Annotated in this window: 20 protein-coding genes; 4 read left to right on the forward strand and 16 right to left on the reverse strand. The window is 70.7% G+C overall.

Translation table 11 applies throughout. The features are described from left to right. Positions 1-36: 36 nt before the first annotated feature. The 8 genes from AC1DS4_RS10835 to AC1DS4_RS10870 all read right to left on the reverse strand — a co-directional run bounded on the left by AC1DS4_RS10835 (position 37) and on the right by AC1DS4_RS10870 (position 5,826). Positions 37-888: a hypothetical protein gene (locus AC1DS4_RS10835; RefSeq protein WP_477632791.1), complete on the reverse strand. Its 852-nt coding sequence runs from the start codon at positions 886-888 to the stop codon at positions 37-39. Between the two features lie 258 nt (positions 889-1,146). Beyond that, positions 1,147-1,551, reverse strand: coding sequence for a DUF3151 domain-containing protein (locus tag AC1DS4_RS10840; protein WP_477632792.1), 405 nt, complete (start codon positions 1,549-1,551; stop codon positions 1,147-1,149). Beyond that, the gene (gene fbaA / locus AC1DS4_RS10845; protein WP_477614065.1) at positions 1,548-2,576 is read right to left on the reverse strand and encodes a class II fructose-bisphosphate aldolase; all 1,029 of its coding nucleotides are present in this window, start codon (positions 2,574-2,576) and stop codon (positions 1,548-1,550) included. The genes AC1DS4_RS10840 and fbaA overlap by 4 nt, the downstream gene beginning before the upstream one ends. A 122-nt stretch (positions 2,577-2,698) precedes the next feature. Further along, positions 2,699-3,985 (reverse strand): RNA polymerase sigma factor, encoded by a 1,287-nt coding sequence (locus AC1DS4_RS10850; protein WP_477632793.1) that lies wholly within the window; start codon positions 3,983-3,985, stop codon positions 2,699-2,701. Further along, positions 3,982-4,344, reverse strand: coding sequence for a YciI family protein (locus tag AC1DS4_RS10855; RefSeq protein ID WP_477614067.1), 363 nt, complete (start codon positions 4,342-4,344; stop codon positions 3,982-3,984). Before AC1DS4_RS10855 ends, AC1DS4_RS10850 begins: the two co-directional genes overlap by 4 nt. After that, a complete protein-coding gene (locus AC1DS4_RS10860) occupies positions 4,341-4,703 on the reverse strand; it encodes a YciI family protein (protein WP_477614068.1) in 363 nt (120 codons plus the stop codon). The genes AC1DS4_RS10855 and AC1DS4_RS10860 overlap by 4 nt, the downstream gene beginning before the upstream one ends. A 7-nt stretch (positions 4,704-4,710) precedes the next feature. Further along, positions 4,711-5,073, reverse strand: a complete 363-nt coding sequence (locus AC1DS4_RS10865; protein ID WP_477614069.1) for a YciI family protein — start codon at positions 5,071-5,073, stop codon at positions 4,711-4,713. A 54-nt stretch (positions 5,074-5,127) separates the two neighbouring features. Continuing rightward, a complete protein-coding gene (locus AC1DS4_RS10870; RefSeq protein ID WP_477632794.1) occupies positions 5,128-5,826 on the reverse strand; it encodes a TrmH family RNA methyltransferase in 699 nt (232 codons plus the stop codon). 87 nt (positions 5,827-5,913) lie between these two features. On the opposite strand from AC1DS4_RS10870, the gene AC1DS4_RS10875 reads away from it, so the two are divergent. The 3 genes from AC1DS4_RS10875 (at position 5,914) to AC1DS4_RS10885 (ending at position 8,044) form a co-directional block, all read left to right on the forward strand. Next, entirely contained in the window at positions 5,914-7,044 is a 1,131-nt protein-coding gene (locus tag AC1DS4_RS10875; RefSeq protein WP_477632795.1) for an acyltransferase family protein, read from the forward strand. 45 nt (positions 7,045-7,089) lie between these two features. Continuing rightward, on the forward strand, positions 7,090-7,218 hold the full coding sequence (locus AC1DS4_RS10880; protein WP_477632796.1) for a hypothetical protein: 129 nt from the start codon (positions 7,090-7,092) through the stop codon (positions 7,216-7,218). Between the two features lie 139 nt (positions 7,219-7,357). Then, positions 7,358-8,044 carry a DedA family protein gene (locus AC1DS4_RS10885; protein ID WP_477614072.1) on the forward strand — a complete coding sequence of 229 codons (687 nt, stop codon included), beginning with the start codon at positions 7,358-7,360 and terminating at the stop codon, positions 8,042-8,044. Positions 8,045-8,106: 62 nt separating this feature from the next. On the opposite strand, the gene AC1DS4_RS10890 is transcribed toward AC1DS4_RS10885, so the two are convergent. The 8 genes from AC1DS4_RS10890 to pyrE form a co-directional block, all read right to left on the reverse strand. After that, a complete protein-coding gene (locus AC1DS4_RS10890) occupies positions 8,107-9,552 on the reverse strand; it encodes a multicopper oxidase family protein (protein ID WP_477632797.1) in 1,446 nt (481 codons plus the stop codon). A gap of 34 nt (positions 9,553-9,586) precedes the next feature. Next, positions 9,587-10,072, reverse strand: coding sequence for a hypothetical protein (locus AC1DS4_RS10895; RefSeq protein WP_477614074.1), 486 nt, complete (start codon positions 10,070-10,072; stop codon positions 9,587-9,589). A 211-nt stretch (positions 10,073-10,283) separates the two neighbouring features. After that, positions 10,284-10,934, reverse strand: a complete 651-nt coding sequence (locus tag AC1DS4_RS10900; RefSeq protein ID WP_477632798.1) for a response regulator — start codon at positions 10,932-10,934, stop codon at positions 10,284-10,286. Beyond that, positions 10,931-12,157 (reverse strand): sensor histidine kinase, encoded by a 1,227-nt coding sequence (locus tag AC1DS4_RS10905; protein WP_477632799.1) that lies wholly within the window; start codon positions 12,155-12,157, stop codon positions 10,931-10,933. Before AC1DS4_RS10905 ends, AC1DS4_RS10900 begins: the two co-directional genes overlap by 4 nt. A gap of 30 nt (positions 12,158-12,187) precedes the next feature. Next, positions 12,188-12,997 (reverse strand): ABC transporter permease, encoded by an 810-nt coding sequence (locus AC1DS4_RS10910; protein ID WP_477614077.1) that lies wholly within the window; start codon positions 12,995-12,997, stop codon positions 12,188-12,190. After that, positions 12,994-13,893 carry an ABC transporter ATP-binding protein gene (locus tag AC1DS4_RS10915; RefSeq protein ID WP_477614078.1) on the reverse strand — a complete coding sequence of 300 codons (900 nt, stop codon included), beginning with the start codon at positions 13,891-13,893 and terminating at the stop codon, positions 12,994-12,996. The genes AC1DS4_RS10910 and AC1DS4_RS10915 overlap by 4 nt, the downstream gene beginning before the upstream one ends. Before the next feature lie 86 nt (positions 13,894-13,979). After that, a complete protein-coding gene (locus AC1DS4_RS10920; RefSeq protein ID WP_477614079.1) occupies positions 13,980-14,645 on the reverse strand; it encodes a LemA family protein in 666 nt (221 codons plus the stop codon). 90 nt (positions 14,646-14,735) lie between these two features. Next, positions 14,736-15,290 (reverse strand): orotate phosphoribosyltransferase, encoded by a 555-nt coding sequence (gene pyrE, locus AC1DS4_RS10925; protein ID WP_477614080.1) that lies wholly within the window; start codon positions 15,288-15,290, stop codon positions 14,736-14,738. Positions 15,291-15,369: 79 nt separating this feature from the next. Between pyrE and AC1DS4_RS10930 the strand changes: the two genes are divergently transcribed. Further along, entirely contained in the window at positions 15,370-16,335 is a 966-nt protein-coding gene (locus AC1DS4_RS10930) for a DUF3500 domain-containing protein (RefSeq protein ID WP_477614081.1), read from the forward strand.

Below are 16,335 nucleotides of genomic sequence, written 5' to 3' on the forward strand. Positions count from 1 at the left end.
CCCGTGGTGTTCGCACGGGGCCCGTACCGGGAAAGGCTACCGTTCCACGGTCTCGCGAGGGGAGCCGAGTTCACCGCTGGCCGCCGCCTGCCCGAGCTGGAACCTGGTCTGCACGCCGTGTCGAGCCATCAGCGAGGCCACCCGTCGGCGAACGGTCCGCAGGCTGCACCCGAGGTAGCGGGCGATCGACTCGTCCTTCAGACCGAGTCCCAGCAGCTTCACGAGGCGCAGGTCCTCGTCGTCCTGGTCATCGTGGGGCACGACCGGCAGGGCCAGGTCGAACGCGCGGTCGAACAGCTGTGTGAAGGCCGCGATGAGCATCGGGTCACGGACCATGACGTAGTCGCTGTCGGGGTTGCCCCACTCGGACACGGCCACGAGCGAGTGCTGGTCGAAGATGGAGAACTCGCTCGGCGGTGACAGTGACAGCCGCTGCTCCTCGCCTGCCGCTGCGAAGGACTGCACCCAGGCGCGGCCGTCCTCGCCGGCCATGATGTCCATCGGGTAGATCGTCCGCTGGCGGAACCGGCCTTGCGTCAGCAGGTCCTGGTTGAGCCGGTAGTTCTCCTGCACGACCCCGGCCCCCACGTCGACGCTCATCGTGCTGACCCGGGACAAGCCGGTGGTGTTCTGCAGCAGGTAGCGCAGCATCGGAGCCGCCATGTCGGCGGCGAGCGGTTCGACGACGCTGTGCCGCGCGTGCTGGGCGGCCGCGCCGCCCGCCGAGAGCTGGAAGAGGGCGTAGCGGACCTCGGCGAGCTCGGCCCGGCGTGCCTCCAGCTCTCGCTCGCCACGTTCGAGGACGCCGAACAGGCGCTCCATGGGTTCGGTGAGCATCCGTTCCACGTCGCGAGACAAGGCATCGCCGCTGGTCAAGACGCCTCCCACACGGTAGTGACATCCTCTGTCCTTTGGCAGCATAGTGCCACCTCGGGTGCCCCTCGTATGTGCACAATGACCGAGCGCTGCTCGTCAGGCGGCAGGGGACGACATTGACGAGTTGCCACCCGCGGGCCCCGGTCCGCGGCAGGGGGCGACGCCGGGGGACGGGATCTGGGAAATCGGGTCCGGTCCCCCGGCGTCACTGCTTCTCGTGGGTGCGCGAGCCCGCCGTCCTCGCGCCGGCGAGAGGACGGCCCGACCCGCTCAGAGACCGAGCTCGCGCGCCCCCGTCATGGAGGAGTCGCGCAGGAACTGCGCACACCGCAGCTCCTCCTCGGTCTCGCCGATCGCTCCGGCGGCCCTGGACAGGGCGGCCAGCGCGCGAAGGAAACCGCGGTTGGGCTCGTGCTCCCACGGCACCGGACCCTGACCGCGCCAGCCGTTCTTGCGCAGCGAGTCCAGGGCGCGGTGGTAGCCGGTGCGTGCGTAGGCGTAGCCCTCGACGGTGCGACCGTCCGCCAGCGCGTCCTCGGCCAGCGTGGCCCAGGCCAGCGACGAGGTCGGGTATGCCGCGGCCACCTGGTCCGCGGCGACCCCCTCCTCGAGCTTGGCCGCAGCGGGGTCGACGGGCAGCCGGGTCTCGGGGATGCCGAGGAGGTTGTCGCTCATGCGTGGGTGCCGGCCGAGCGCAGGTTCTCGCAGGCCTCGACGACGCGGGCCGCCATGCCGGCCTCGGCCTCCTTGCCCCAGGCGCGCGGGTCGTACTGCTTCTTGTTGCCGACCTCACCGTCGATCTTGAAGACGCCCGAGTAGTTGCTGAGCATGTAACCGGCGACGGGACGCGTGAAGGCGTACTGGGTGTCGGTGTCGACGTTCATCTTGACGACGCCGTAGTCCACCGCAGCCGCGATCTCCTCAGGCGTCGAGCCGGACCCACCGTGGAAGACGAGGTCGAACGGCTTGGCATCCGCAGCCAGTCCCTTGGCCGAGACGACGGCGTCCTGGGCTGCCTTGAGGATCTCGGGGCGGAGCTTGACGTTGCCCGGCTTGTAGACGCCGTGGACGTTGCCGAAGGTCAGCGCGGTGAGGTAGCGACCCTGCTCGCCCAGGCCCAGCGCCTCGACGGTCGCGAGCGCGTCCTCGGGGGTCGAGTAGAGCTTGTCGTCGATCTTGCCCTCGACGCCGTCCTCCTCGCCGCCGACGACGCCCACCTCGATCTCGAGGATGATGTGGGCCGCCTTGGCGAGGCCCAGCAGCTCGCGGGCGATCTCGAGGTTCTCGTCGAGCGGCACGGCGGAGCCGTCCCACATGTGCGACTGGAACCACGGCGTGCCACCGGCATTCACGCGCTCGGCGGAGGCCGCCAGCAGCGGGCGGACGAAGCCGTCGAGCTTGTCCTTGGGGCAGTGGTCCGTGTGCAGCGCGATGTTGACGTCGTACTTCTTGGCGACCTCGTGGGCGTAGGCCGCGAGCGCGATGGATCCGGTCACCATGTCCTTGACGGTCGGGCCGGAGAGGTACTCGGCGCCACCTGTCGACACCTGGACGATGCCGTCGCTGCCGGCCTCCGCAAAGCCGCGGATCGCCGCGTTCAGCGTCTGCGAGGACGAGATGTTGATCGCGGGGTACGCGAAGGAGCCGGCCTTCGCGCGGTCCAGCATGTCGGCATACACCTCGGGGGTGGCGATGGGCATGGAAGTCTCCTTCGACTCGTGCGTGGGGCGGCCTTGCGTCGTCGCCGATCTTTGCACGACCCGCGCGAAGGCGGACACCCGTGTCTCAGGCTGGTGGGTCGGTCCAGTGCCCCGCCCCTGGCTCAGTCCCCGCTGATGCCCAGGGCCGTCTGCCGCTCACTGAGCAGGGCGCGTTCCGCCTCGTTGCCGCAGCGCTCGAAGGCGACGGCGTATGCCGCGGCCGCACCTTCGCGGTCGCCGGCGCGGGTGAGCAGCTCGGCGCGGACGGCAGGCAGCCGGTGGGTGTGCGCGAGCAGGTCGTCCAGTCCCTCGAGGGCCGCCAGTCCCTCCTGCGGTCCGCGGGCCTCGGCGACGGCGACGGCGCGCGCCAGCCGCGCGCTGGGAGTGGGCGTCAGCGCCAGGAGTTCGTCGTAGAGGGCGACGACCCGATCCCACGGCGTCGCGGAGGCAGTGGGTGCGGTGGCGTGCTCGACCGCGATCCGGGCCTGCACGGCATACCCCGCCGCCTGGAGGGTGATCGGGCCGGTGAGGCTCGGCGACCCGAGCAGCTCCACCGCCTCGTCGACCTCGTCGAGGTGCCAGCGGGACCGGTCCTGGTCGGGCAGCAGCACGATGCGGCCCGCCTCGTCGACCCGGGCGTCACGCCGAGAGTGCTGGAGCAGCATCAGGGCGAGGAGGGCCACCAGTACTGGCGTCTCGGGGCGCAGGGCGAGCACGACGCGGACCAGCCGAATCGCCTCACCGGCGAGGCCGGTGCGCACGGCGTCCGGTCCGGAGCCGGGGGCGTAGCCGGCCGTGAACGCCAGGTAGGCAGTCTGGGCCACGGTGTCGAGCCGGTCGGGCAGCCCCTCCGCGGAAGGGAAGGCGAAGGGGATACCTGCCGTGACGATCTTGCGCTTGGCGCGGGTGATGCGGGCCGCCATGGTCGGCTCCGGCACGAGGAACAGGCGGGCGATGTCGGCGGTGCTCACGCCGAGCACCAGGCGCAGCGCGAGGGCGCTCGCCGTGGCGGGGTCGAGCGCGGGGTGGGTGCACATGAGGACCAGCCGCAGGAGGTCGTCCTCGACGAGGTCGCCGGGGTCTGCGCGCACGGGCGATCCCTCCTCGCGTTCGGCCTCGATGATCAGCAGTGGCACCTTGCGGTGCGCCATCGACTCGGCGCGCAGCCGGTCCAGCACGCGGCGCCGGGCCGCCGTGTGGAGCCAGGCCGCCGGGTTGTCGGGTGCGCCGTCGCGGGTCCAGCGCCGCGTCGCGGTCTCGACAGCGTCGGCGAGCGCGTCCTCGACGAGGTCGAGTCGGCGGAAGCGGGCGAGGAGCAGGGACGTGAGCCGTCCCCACTCCTCCCGCACCACGGTGGCCAGCACCTCGGCCGGGTACTCGGCCGACCCGCCGACCTCGTCGGAGCTCACCGGCTCTCGTAGCCCTCCACGCCGACCACGGAACGGATCTCGAGGGTGTAGTCCCGCGGCAGCAGCCGAGCGGCCGCGATGGCGGCGTCGAGGTCGGGCAGCTCGACGTCGTAGTAGCCGCCGATCTGCTCGGCGAGCTCGACGAAGGGTCCGTCGGTGACGACGTCCGAGCCGTCGCCGTCACGCCGGATCGTCGTCGCCAGGTCGGCATCGCTCAACGCCGCGCTGCCGAGTCGCCGTCCGTGCTCGTCGACGAACCGCTCGAAGGCGTGGTGGGCATCGAAGTACTCCTGCCGCACCTCCTCGCCGGCCTCGGCCCAGCGGCCGGGCTCGTAGGCGATGAGGACGACGTACCTCACGACCCGCGGTCCTCGGGCTTGACCACCCGCCGCACCTCGATGCCGTCCCCGACGGCGGCGATGATCTGACAGCACTCCAACAGGTCGTCGAGGTCGTCGGTCTCGATCTGGTAGAAGCCGCCGACCTGCTCCGTCACCTCGGCAAAGGGGCCGTCGGTGACCGGGCCGCCGCCACGCGGGATGCGACGCCCCTCGGAGGTCGCGTGCAGCTCCGCTCCACCAACGATCTTGTGACCACGCCGGCCCAGCTCTTCCCCGAACCGGGTGTACTCGGCATACCCGGCCTGGCGTCGCTCCGGGCTCATGGTGGTCCACCAGCGGTCGGCATCACCGACGATGAGGACGACGTACTCGGTCATGACGACCTCACATGCCCTCGACGAGCTGCCGGATCTCGATCGCGTCGTGGAACGGCGTCGCGAGCAGCCGGCCGCAGACCTTGGCCAGGTCGTCGACGTCCGAGGTCTCGACGACGTAGTAGCCGCCGACCTGTTCGGCGCTCTCGGCATAGGGGCCGTCGGTCACGGAGACCTCGTCGGTGGCGGACCCGCGGACCACCCGCGCCGCCCCGGCCGGGGTCAGCTGCGCACCGCCGGTCATCTTGTGCCCGCGCTCGGCGAGCAGCTGGACGAACTCCCCGTGGGCCGCCGTGAGGTCGGTGCGCTCCTCGGCGGAGGCCGAGGCGTAGCGGGTCTCGTCGGCCGGCAGCAGGACGATGTACTGGGTCATGGCTGTTCCTCTCATCGGTGGGTGCTTCCATCCTGATGACGGGCGAGCGGAGTGCTAATCGACAGCCTGCCCGAAAATGTTCCGCCGCACCCAGGCATGCATGGCGATCGCTGCTGCAGCGCCGGCGTTGATCGAGCGCGTCGACCCGAACTGCTCGATGTGCAGCACCACCTCACAGGCCGCACGCATCGGCGCCGACAGCCCTGGCCCCTCCTGTCCGAAGACGAGCACGCACTCGCGCGGCAGGTCATAGGTCTCCAGGGGCAGCGAGCCCGGCAGGTTGTCGATGCCGATGAGGGGTATGCCGCGTGGCGCGCCGCCCGCGCCGGCACCGGGATCCGCAGCGCCCGCGCCGGTGCCCGCCGTCGCGGCCCAGGTGACGAGGTCCTCCACGGTCGGGTGGTGGTGCTCGTGCTGGTAGCGGTCGGTGACCATCGCTCCCCGGCGGTTCCACCGTCGTTTGCCGACGATGTGGAAAGCCTTGGCGTTGAAGGCGTTCGCCGTCCTGATGACCGACCCGATGTTGAAGTCGTGGCCCCAGTTCTCGACGGCCACGTGGAAGTCGTGGCGGTGGGTGTCGAGGTCAGCGACGATCGCGTCGTGCCGCCAGTAGCGGTAGCCGTCCACGACGTTGCGGCGGTCACCGTCACGCAGCAGCTCGGGGTCCCAGTGGTCGCCGGCCGGCCAGTCGCCCGACCACGGGCCCACGCCGACCTCGTCGCTCGGGCTCGCCTCGTCCTTCACGCCCGCCACCCTAGGGGGCGGAGTGTGCCAAGCCGCTGCCAGCGGATGGGCGCTGCTACTCAGGCGCCGCGCCCCCCGACCCGCCACGCTCGACCCATGGACCCCCGCGCCCTCGCTGCCGCCACCCCCGCTGACCGAAACCGCGTCGTCGACTTCCTGCGCGCCGCCGCGATCCTGACCGTCGTCCTCGGCCACTGGCTGATGGCCGCGGTCATGGTGCGGGACGGAAAGCTCGTGCCGAACGCCGTGCTCAACATCGCGCCGTGGAGCCACCCGCTCACCTGGGTCTTCCAGGTGATGCCGCTGTTCTTCATCGTCGGCGGCTACGCCAACGGCCTGTCCTGGCGCTCGGCCCGCCGCCGTGGCGAGACCTACGCCACGTGGTTGCGGGCTCGACTCCAGCGACTCGCGGCTCCGGTGGTCCCCCTCCTCCTCGTGTGGCTGGCGATCGCCTCCATCGCGTATGCCGCGGGCGTCCCCGGGGCAACGCTGCGCACTGCGTCGCAGGTCGCCCTCGTGCCCACCTGGTTCCTCGCGGCCTACATCGTCGTGGTCGCGGTGGCGCCCCTCCTGCTCGCAGCCTGGGAGCGCCTGGGCTGGTGGAGCGTGGGGGCCGGGCTCGCCCTCGGGAGCCTGGTCGACTGGGGGAGCATCGCCGGCGACAACCACTGGGTGGGCTTCGCCAACTACCTCGTCGTCTGGGCGACGGTGCACCAGCTGGGCTTCGCCTGGCTCGACGGCTCGTTGGCCACCACGGGGCGGCGGGCCTCGCTCGCCGCCGTCGGCCTCGTCGGGCTCGCGGCCCTCGTCTGGGCCGGCCCCTACCCCGTCTCGATGATCGGGGTCGACGGTGCCGTCCTCAACAACTCCTACCCGACCCGTGTCACGCTGGCCTTCCTGGGGATGGTCCAGGCCGGGGTGGTGTTGCTGGCCGAGCGGCGGCTGGCTCTCCTGCTGGAGCGGCCGAGGGTGTGGGCCGTCACCGTGGCGGTGAACCTGCGCATCATGTCGCTCTACCTCTGGCACCTCACGGCCATGGTGCTGGTCATCGGGATGTCCTTGCTGGCAGGGGGTTTCGGGCTACGGGCCACTCCCCTCACCGGCTCCTGGTGGACCACCCGGCCTGTGTGGTTCGCCGTCCTCGGCGCTGTGACCTCCGGGCTGGTCCTGCTCTTCGGCCGGTTCGAGAAGCCCATCCGCGACCGTCGCCCCGCGCCCTCCGTGTGACGCCCGGCGGTCGCGACCGCGGCAGTGTGCGGTGGACTCGGGGTGATGGCGGCGTCCGGGATCGTCTCGCGTGAAGGTGTCCACTGGGTGTGGCCGCTGCTGCCCGTCGCCGCGGTCCTCGGGCTGGGCATCGTGCCCCTGCCGGACCGAAAGCCGGTTGCCCACCCCGACTGACCTTGGAGTCTTTGCAGGATCTGCCGGACCCTGGTCCGGCAGATCCTTCAAACTCGCGCCCGAGGGGTTGCTGTCGGGCTCAGGCTGCTCTCAGGTGAGGATTCGGGCGGTCGCGGGCACGCGGCATACCCTGTAGTCCATGCACTCACTCAGCACCAACTGGATGGACCCCCAGTGGCTCCTGGACCACTTCGGATCCCAGTTCTTCTGGGTGAGCGTGGCGATCGTCTTCATCGAGTGCGGGCTGCTCTTCCCGATCCTGCCCGGTGACTCGCTGCTCTTCGCCATCGGGCTGTTCATCAGCACCGGTGACTTCTCGATGAACCTGGTCGTCGCCCTCGTGGTGCTGAGCGTCGCGGCGTTCGCGGGCAACGTCGTCGGGTACGAGATCGGCCGCGCCGTGGGCCGACCGCTCTATGAGCGCGACGGCCGCATCCTGAAGAAGAAGTACTTCGACGACAGCCACGCCTTCTTCGAGAAGCACGGCGCCAAGGCACTGGTCATCGGCCGGTTCGTGCCCATCGTGCGCACCTTCATCACCGTCGTCGCCGGGGTGAGCCGGATGGAGCGCCGGCACTTCTTCCTGTGGAGCGGGGTCGGCGCAGTCCTGTGGGTCTGGGTCGTGACGCTGCTCGGCTACTTCCTGGGCAACTCGTTCCCCGCGCTCAAGGACCACCTCGAGCTGGCCATCCTGGCGATCGTGGCCGTGTCGTTGGTCCCCATGGTCGTCGAGGTGATCCGGGCTCGCCGCGGCCGGACCGACGCGGAGGAGATCGTCGATGAGACCGGCGAGGCCATCGAGGACCTGCGCGACGACCGCGTCTGACCCACCAGTCCTACCTTTCTCGGGTTCAGGGACTTGGGTGACGCCACCCCAAGGCACCCCACTTACTCAGGGCTGTTGGGGGTGTCCCGCCCCAGTCGGAACCGGGTGGTCACCCCCTCGTACATCAGGTGGGCGACCAGACCCTCCTGGGCGTGCGGCAGGTTGTGGCAGTGGTCCAGCCAGATGCCGGGGTTGTCGGCGACGAAAGCCACATCCATCGTCTGACCGCTGTTGACCTCCAGGGAGTCGGTCCACCACGGACTGCCCGTGGCCTTTACCCCGTCGCGCGCCAGCACGACGACGTGGTGCCCGTGCAGGTGCATCGGGTGCGTCTCGCCCGAGTGGTTGTCGATGTGCATCACGACGACGTCGCCCTCGGAGACCATGAACATCGGGACTGCCGGGAACATCTGGCCGTTGATCGTCCACTGCACCCCGGGGCGTCCGTTGAGGAAGCCCGGGCGCCGACCCATCTCGTAGTCGAACCGCCGGTCGGGACTCGCCGGGTCGAAGGGCAGTGCGGCAGGCGAGCCGTAGGTCAGCAGGTCGACGACGGGCCTGGGCGCGCGGGTGGCGGTCCCCGAGCGACCGGCCGGACCCAGCACGAGCGCGGCTCCGCCCATCTCCACCCGTACGGCCTCACCCGAGGTCGGCACCCTCACCCGCAGGTCGGCCCGACCTCCCGCCGGCACCAGCACCTTCCGGCCCTCGACGGCCGTCGGCTGGTTCACGTCCGTGCCGTCGACGGCTACCAGCTCGAACGCCGCCCCACTCACCCACACCGGCATGATTCCGTTGTCGGTGTTGATGATCCGCACCCTGGCACTCGCCCCGGGCGCGACCTCGACCGGCACATCTCCGGCCCTGCCCTGCACCGCCCGCTTGCCGGCGTACAGGTGCGACAGCCCCACGACGTCGACGTCGCCGCCGATGCCACCGCGAGGGGTGACGACGACAGCTCCCAGCAGGCCCTTGACCACCTGCGCGTGCGAGACCTGGTGCGAGTGGTACCAGAAGGTGCCCACCTGGTCGGCGCGGAACCGGTAGACGTGCCGACCGCCGATCGGCACGGCGTCCTGGGTGACCCCGGCGACACCGTCCTCGGCGTTGGGCACATCGATCCCGTGCCAGTGCAGGGTCGTGCCGCCCGGAACCGACTCGTTGACGAGGGTCACCTGCACGAGGTCACCCGCCTGCGCACGGATCGTCGGCCCCGGCGTCGTGCCGTTGAGGGTGTATGCCGTGAGCGTGGGTCCGCCGGCGATGGTCACCTTCTGCCGGCGCGCGGTCAGGGTGACCTCGACGTCGGGAGTCCCGTCGTCGGGTTCGACGAGGGTGGTGACGTCGCGGCCTCCGGTGGCGCCCGGCAGGTGCGCATGCAGCTCGGCCACGCCACCGAGGTCGACCGGCCCCATCCGCATCACCGAGTAGGACGACGGGACCAGGCTGGCGGCCCACATCCAGGCCAGCGGGACCAGGACCGCGAGGGTCGCCGCAAGCGCGACCACCAGTCGGACCCGGCCACGCCGGCGAGCCTGCCCCTCAGACGGCAACGCGATCAGCGGACTCGCGCGCTCCGGTCCTCGCCGGAGCCGCCCGCTTCACCCTGATTCCCGTCCAGGCCGCCGTCGAGAACAGCGCCAGCGCGTTGAGCCCGTGCAGGGCGCCCAGTGCCGCGATGCTGTGACCCATCAGGCCCAGGGTGACCTGCAGCAGGACGAGCACCAGCACCGCGAACGCGAACAGGATGCCGCGCGGCACCTTCGCGAAGAACGACGAGATGACCAGCAACAGCGCCAACGCGGGGATGACCATCATCCCGTTCATTCCGTGCAGGAGGAGGGCCTGGAACTCCGGGAAGGGCGCCTCGCCCCCTTCGATCGCCGCATCGAACGTCGCCTTGTCCACCACACCACCATCGTTCTCGATCCACAGCCCCAACCCTGCGTCGCCATAGACGACGAACATCGCCTGGATGGCCACCTCGATCGCCACGAGGAACGCCAGTACCCGGTAGACATTGCGCATTGTTGACCCCTCTCCATTCGCCGCGGGGCGCGTGCGGATGCGCCGCGGTCTATCACCCATGGTCGCGGGCCCGAGCGCACGCCGACAGGGACACTGGTACTACCCCAGGTGCATCGGACGAACCGGGTCTTACCCGGATCAAGGGCCCGCCAGACACCCGCGGCGTGACTCAGGGCTGGATCCTCAGCGCTCAATCCTTCGGGCTCGGTCGTCAGAGCTCGATCAGCCCGGCCCGGTATGCCGCGGTCACGGCTGCCGTGCGGTCGGTCACCCCGAGCTTCTCGAAGGCCCGCAGCAGGTGCGTCTTCACGGTCGCCTCCCCGATGTGCAGCTCGCGACCGACCTCGGCGTTGGACAGGCCCTTGGCGACGCAGCGCACGACCTCGGTCTCGCGTTCGGTCAGGGTGGGAGGCGCGGGCGCGCGCATCCGACTGGCCAGTCGTGCGACGACGGGCGGCGCCAGCACGGTCTCGCCCCGCGCCGCACGGCGGATGGCGTCGGCGAGGGTCTCGCGGGGCGCGTCCTTGAGCAGGTAGCCGTTGGCTCCCGCCTCCACCGCCCTGACGATGTCGGCATCCGTGTCATAGGTGGTGAGCACCAGGACCGCCGGAGCAGGCTCGCCCGCCCGCATCCTGGCGGTGGCGTCGGCACCGTCCATGACCGGCATGCGCAGGTCCATGAGCACCACGTCGGGCCTGAGCCGGGCCGCCAGCACCACCGCCTCGGCTCCGTCGGCGGCCTCACCGACCACCTCGAAGTCCGGGTGCTCGGACAGCATCGCCACAAGGCCCATGCGGACGACCGGATGGTCGTCGACCACCAGGAGCCGCAACGCCATCGGGGCACCTCCACCCTCGGTCATCGGGGCACCTCCACCCTCAGTCGCGAGCCCGCGCCCGGCGTGCTGTCGACGTCGAACCGGCCGCCGACCTCACTGGCACGGGCAGTGGCTCCGTCGAGCCCGTAGCCCCGGGCCCCGGCGACCGGGTCGAACCCGACTCCGTCGTCGGTGACCACGAGCGCGATGGGGCCGTCCGCGGCATACGACAGGAACACCTCGAAGGTGGAGGCACCCGAGTGACGCCGCACGTTGGCCAGCCCTTCCTGGGCGGTGCGCAGCAGCACCACCTCGGAGTTGGCCGACAGGACGACCGGCTCCCCGTCCACGCGGAGCGACCCGGCCATGCCGCTCTCCGCCGAGACAGCGTCGACGAGCCGCTGCAAGGCCTCGGAAAGCGTCCGCGACTGGAGGTGGCCGGGCGTCATCTCAGCGACGATCAGCCGGGCCTCGGAGAGGTTGTCGGCGGCGGTCTGCTCGATCAGCCGCAGCCGCTCGCGAACCGCGGCGAGGTCGCCGCGGTCCAGCGCCAGCTCGGTCGCCCGGGCCAGCGTCACGACCGAGGTGAAGCCCTGCGCCAAGGTGTCGTGGATCTCGCGCGAGATGCGCTCGCGCTCGCCGGCGACGCCCTGCGCGCGCTCGGCCGCGGCGAGCTCGTCCTGCGTGCGGTGCAGCTCGTCGATGGTCCGCGCCCGGGCGTCGGCCTCCCGGATGATCCGGTCGATGAACAGGCCCAGGGTGAGCGAGAGCACGAGCATGATGACGGTGCTGATCGCGATGCCGATGGCGTCGTCGCCGGTGCGGGGGCCCTGCAACAGGCGCGCAAGCCCGATCCCGACCACAGCGAGGATCACCGTCACGGCAGCCTTGTTGCGTGGCAGGATCGCCCAGGTCTGCGGGAAGAGCCCGAACGTCAGGATCCAGGCCGTGCCCGTGCCGTCGAGCGACATCAGGACGATCATCAGCCCCCAGGCGACCCCTGTGTAGGCGATGCCCGCCACGGGGTCACGCTCACCCATCCCGCGGCGGCCCCACACGGCATACGCCGCGCCGATGGCGACCACGCAGGCGATCCGCCAGCCGAGGTACTCCTTGTCCTCTGCCACCATCACCACGACGGTCGTCACGACGAGGACGGCGAACAGTCCGTGCCACCAACGCATCTGGCCGCGCCACATCTCGTCGAGGGCATCGGCTGACGCGCCCTGCTCCGAGCAGTCAGCCGGCCCGATGCTGTCGGTGCTCATGTGGCCCTCATCCCGGCACTCACGTGACCATCATGTCGTGCCGCGCTTGGTCCAGCGGAAGGTGCGGGCACAGACGATGAGCCCGGCGACCAGCCACGCGGCGAGCACGAGGGCGGTGCGACCGTGCTCCCACCCGCCGGCCATCTCCTGGTCCTGCCAGTCGCCGGGGAAGAACACCGACCGCATGCCCTGCGCGATCCACTTCAAGGGGAAGACCGAAGCCACCTGCTTGAGCCACTCGGGCAGGTCGGTGAAGGCGAAGTAGACGCCGGAGATGAACTGCAGGATGAGGGTCGGTGCGATGACGATGGCGCCGACAGAGCGGGACGAGGAAGCCAGGGAGGAGAAGGCGATCCCGAGCACCGTGCCCGAGGCGACACCGAGCAGGAACACCCACACGAAGGTGCCCCACCGCCCCGCGTCGGTCGGCAGCTGGACGCCGAACCCGAGCTTGGCGACGGCGATGAGCAGCGCGAACTGCGCGAGGCTCGTGATCGCCACCAGCCCGACCTTGCCGAGGAAGTAGGCCACCGGCGGCATCGGCGTCGACCGCAGGCGCTTGAGGGTGCCGTCGTCCCTCTCGACCGCGACGGACAGCGCCATCGACTGGAAGCTGGTCAGCATCACGCCGGCCGCGACCATCCCTGGGAGGAAGAAGCGGGCAGCGGTGACCCCGGCGTCGGCAGCGTCGCCCTTGCTGAAGCTGTCGCCGAAGATCACCGAGAACATGCTCAGCATGAGGATCGGGAAGACGAACGAGAAGAAGACCGCCTCCTTCTCGCGGAAGTACATCTTCAGCTCGAGGACGGTGCGGTCCCAGCCGATGGCGAACGTGTTCACGCGACGACCTCCAGTTCGGGTTCGCGGCCGGTCACGGCGGCGGCGAGGTGCGGGGTGATCAGGGAGAGATAGGTGTCCTCCAGGGAGGGCCGGGTCACGGTCAGCTTGCGGACCTCGCCGCCGAGCTCGGCGCCGAGGCGCGCGACGAACTGCGTTGGCGTGCTTGTCTTCTCGGTATGCCGCGTGCCCGCGTCGTCCTCCCACGTCACCGTGGCCTCGGACGAGGCCCGGCCACCGAGGTTGGCCGGGGTGTCGAGGGCGAGCATCCTGCCCGCGGCGATGACACCCACCCGGTCGGCCAGCTGCTCGGCCTCGTCCAGGTAGTGGGTCGTGAGCAGGATCGTCGTGCCGCCGTCGGCCAACGAGCCGATCAGCTCCCAGAAGTCGCGTCGGGCCTGGGGGTCGAAGCCCGTGGTGGGTTCGTCGAGGAACAGCAGCTCGGGGGTGCCGACGATGCCCAGGCCGACGTCGAGCCGGCGACGCTGGCCACCGCTGAGCTTGCCGACCCGGTCGTTCGCCTTGTCGACGAGCCCGACCGCGGCGAGCACCTCGTCGACATCGCGTGGGGTGCGAAACACCTTGGCGGTGCTGGCCAGTGCCTCGCGAGGCGTGATGAGGTCCAGCCCGGTCGAGGACTGCAGCACGACGCCGAGCCGGTTGCGCCAGGCGAGACCCGCCGTCTGCGGGTCCTCGCCGAGGACGCTGACGGTGCCGCCATCGCGCTTGCGGAAACCCTCCAGGATCTCGACGGTCGTCGTCTTGCCCGCGCCGTTCGGGCCGAGCAGCGCGAACACCTCGCCTCGTTCGATCTGCAGGTCGATGCCGTCGACGGCCTCGCGAGCTCCGTAGGTCTTGCGCAGTCCGGTCAAACGGATGGGTGCGTCTGGTGTTGACATGGCTACAGCCTGTCGTGCCCGCAGGCGCCGGCGTCAGCCCCACCCGGTTGATTCCCCGTCCACCGACCGGTGGACCCCAGCCGCGCCTACGGGGTTGGCGGGGTGTCCTGCGTGGGCGGGGCGGGCGGGGTGGCGGGGGCGCCTGCTGGCGTGCCCCCGGCATACCCGCTGGGCGGGGGGATCGTTGCGTCGCGCTGGCCGAAGTCGACCTTCACGGGGTCGCGCTCCTCGCCCTCGACCTCGAAGTACTCGGCGCGGCCGATGTTGAACATGCCGGCGATGATGTTGGACGGGACGGTCTCGACCTTGGTGTTGAGCTCACGCACGTTGGCGTTGTAGTAGCGCCGGGCCGCGGCGATCCGGTCCTCGGTGGAGGTCAGCTCCTGCTGCAGCGCCAGGAAGTTCTGGTTGGCCTTCAGGTCGGGGTAGGCCTCGGCGACCGCGATGAGCCGGCCGAGCGCCTGGCTCAGCAAGCCCTCGCTCTGGGCCTGCTGCGCGGGGCTCTGACCACCGGCCATGGCGGCGGAGCGGGCCTTCATGACGTCCTCGAGCGTGCCCCGCTCGTGGGCGGCGTAGCCCTTGACCGTCTCCACGAGGTTGCCGATGAGGTCGTGCCGGCGCTTGAGCTCGACGTCGATCTGGCGCCACGCCTCCTGCACGAGGTTGCGCAGCTTGATCAGCCCGTTGTAGACACCGACCGCCCACAGGACGAGCAGCACGAGCACGACCGCGATGATGATCCAGACCCACATGAGCAATCCCCTTGTTTTGTGCGGCGTCGTCTTGTGCGGCGTCTCGCCTACAGCGGTGCAGCTTCCACGGTGCGCCTTCTGCAGTGCAGCCTAGGCCAGACCGAGTTCGTCGAGGCCGTAGACGAACCGGTACTCGAGCCCGGCGTCCTCGAACCGCTGCCCGGCACCGGTCGCGCGGTCCGCGATGGTCGCGATGGCCACGACCTCGGCCCCGGCCTCGCGGGCGGCGTCCACGGCGTCGAGCGGTGAGTTGCCGGTGGTCGTCGTGTCCTCGACGACGACGACGCGGCGGCCCTCGATCGAGGGCCCCTCGATGCGCTGCTGGAGCCCGTGGGCCTTGCCCGCCTTGCGGACGACGAACGCGTCCTTGCGATCCCCTGCAGCTGCGCTCGCGTGCAGGATCGAGGTGGCGACGGGGTCGGCTCCGAGCGTCAGCCCGCCCACGGCGTCATAGTCGAGGTCGGCCACCAGGTCGCGCATGACGATCCCGACCAGCGGCGCGGCCTCGCCGTCGAGGGTGATGCGACGCAGGTCGACGTAGTAGTCGGCCTCCTTGCCGGACGACAGCGTCACCCGGCCGTGGACGATGGCCTTCTCCTTGACGATCTCGAGCAGGCGGGCACGGGCGGCGGCAGTGTCGGTCACGGTTGGCCAGCCTACCGAGGCCCGTTCTGGCCCCGCCTCAGACCTTGTCAGCGCGCTCGCCCTGCCTAGGGTGAACGTCATGGCCTCGACCTCGCGGCGCCTCACCGGTCGGATGGCAGACGCTGCCTCCGCACTGGTTGCGTTGCTCACGCCTCCACAGCAGGGGGCCCTCGCTGCCGACCTCGACGACCCGGGGTTCCGTGACTGGTCCTACCTGCCCGGGCCCCGACCCGGCCTGTCGCTCGCCGAGCTGACGACGGACCAGCGGGAGGCGGCTCTCAACCTGCTCGACACCGGCTGCAGTGCCGCAGGGGCGAAGACCGCGCGGGCCGTGATCGAGCTCGACTTCGTTCGCCGACAGCTGGCCGGGGGCGAGCCACAACCGGGCGACGACCGGTTCTGGTTCCGGGTCTTCGGCACGCCGTCGGACGGGGGCGCGTGGGCCTGGCGGGTCAACGGCCACCACCTGGCGGTCCACGTGACGGCCGTCGGTGACGACCTCAGCGTGACGCCGAGCTTCTTCGGGTCCGAACCGGCGCGGGTGCCCACGGGTCCACGCGAGGGAATGAGTGCGCTCACCGCCGAAGAGGACCTCGCCCGCGACCTGCTCGCCTCCCTCGACGAAACCCAGCGGCAGCGGGCCATCACGTCCGCCAAGGCCCCCCGCGACATCCTGACCCGCTACGACCCGGTCGCCGATTCCTCCCGCATCAGCGCGGGCATCGGGCACGCGGACCTGACCACCACGCAGCAGCAGCGACTGCACGAACTGGTGCGCCACTACTTCGGCCGCACGCCCGAGACAGCCGCGGCAGCCGCGTGGGCAGCGGCCGACAAGGCGGATCTCGACGAGATCCGGTTCGCGTGGGCAGGCGGGACGAGTCCCGGCGAGGGCCACTACTACTCGGTGCTCGGACCGACCTTCCTGCTCGAGTACGACAACACGCAGGACGACGCGAACCACATCCACAGCGTGTGGCGGGACCTCACAGACGACTGGGGTGGCGACCTGCTGGCCCGGCACTACGCCGCGGGCCACCGATGA

The sequence above is a fragment of the Pedococcus sp. P3_C7 genome (genome assembly GCF_056402615.1).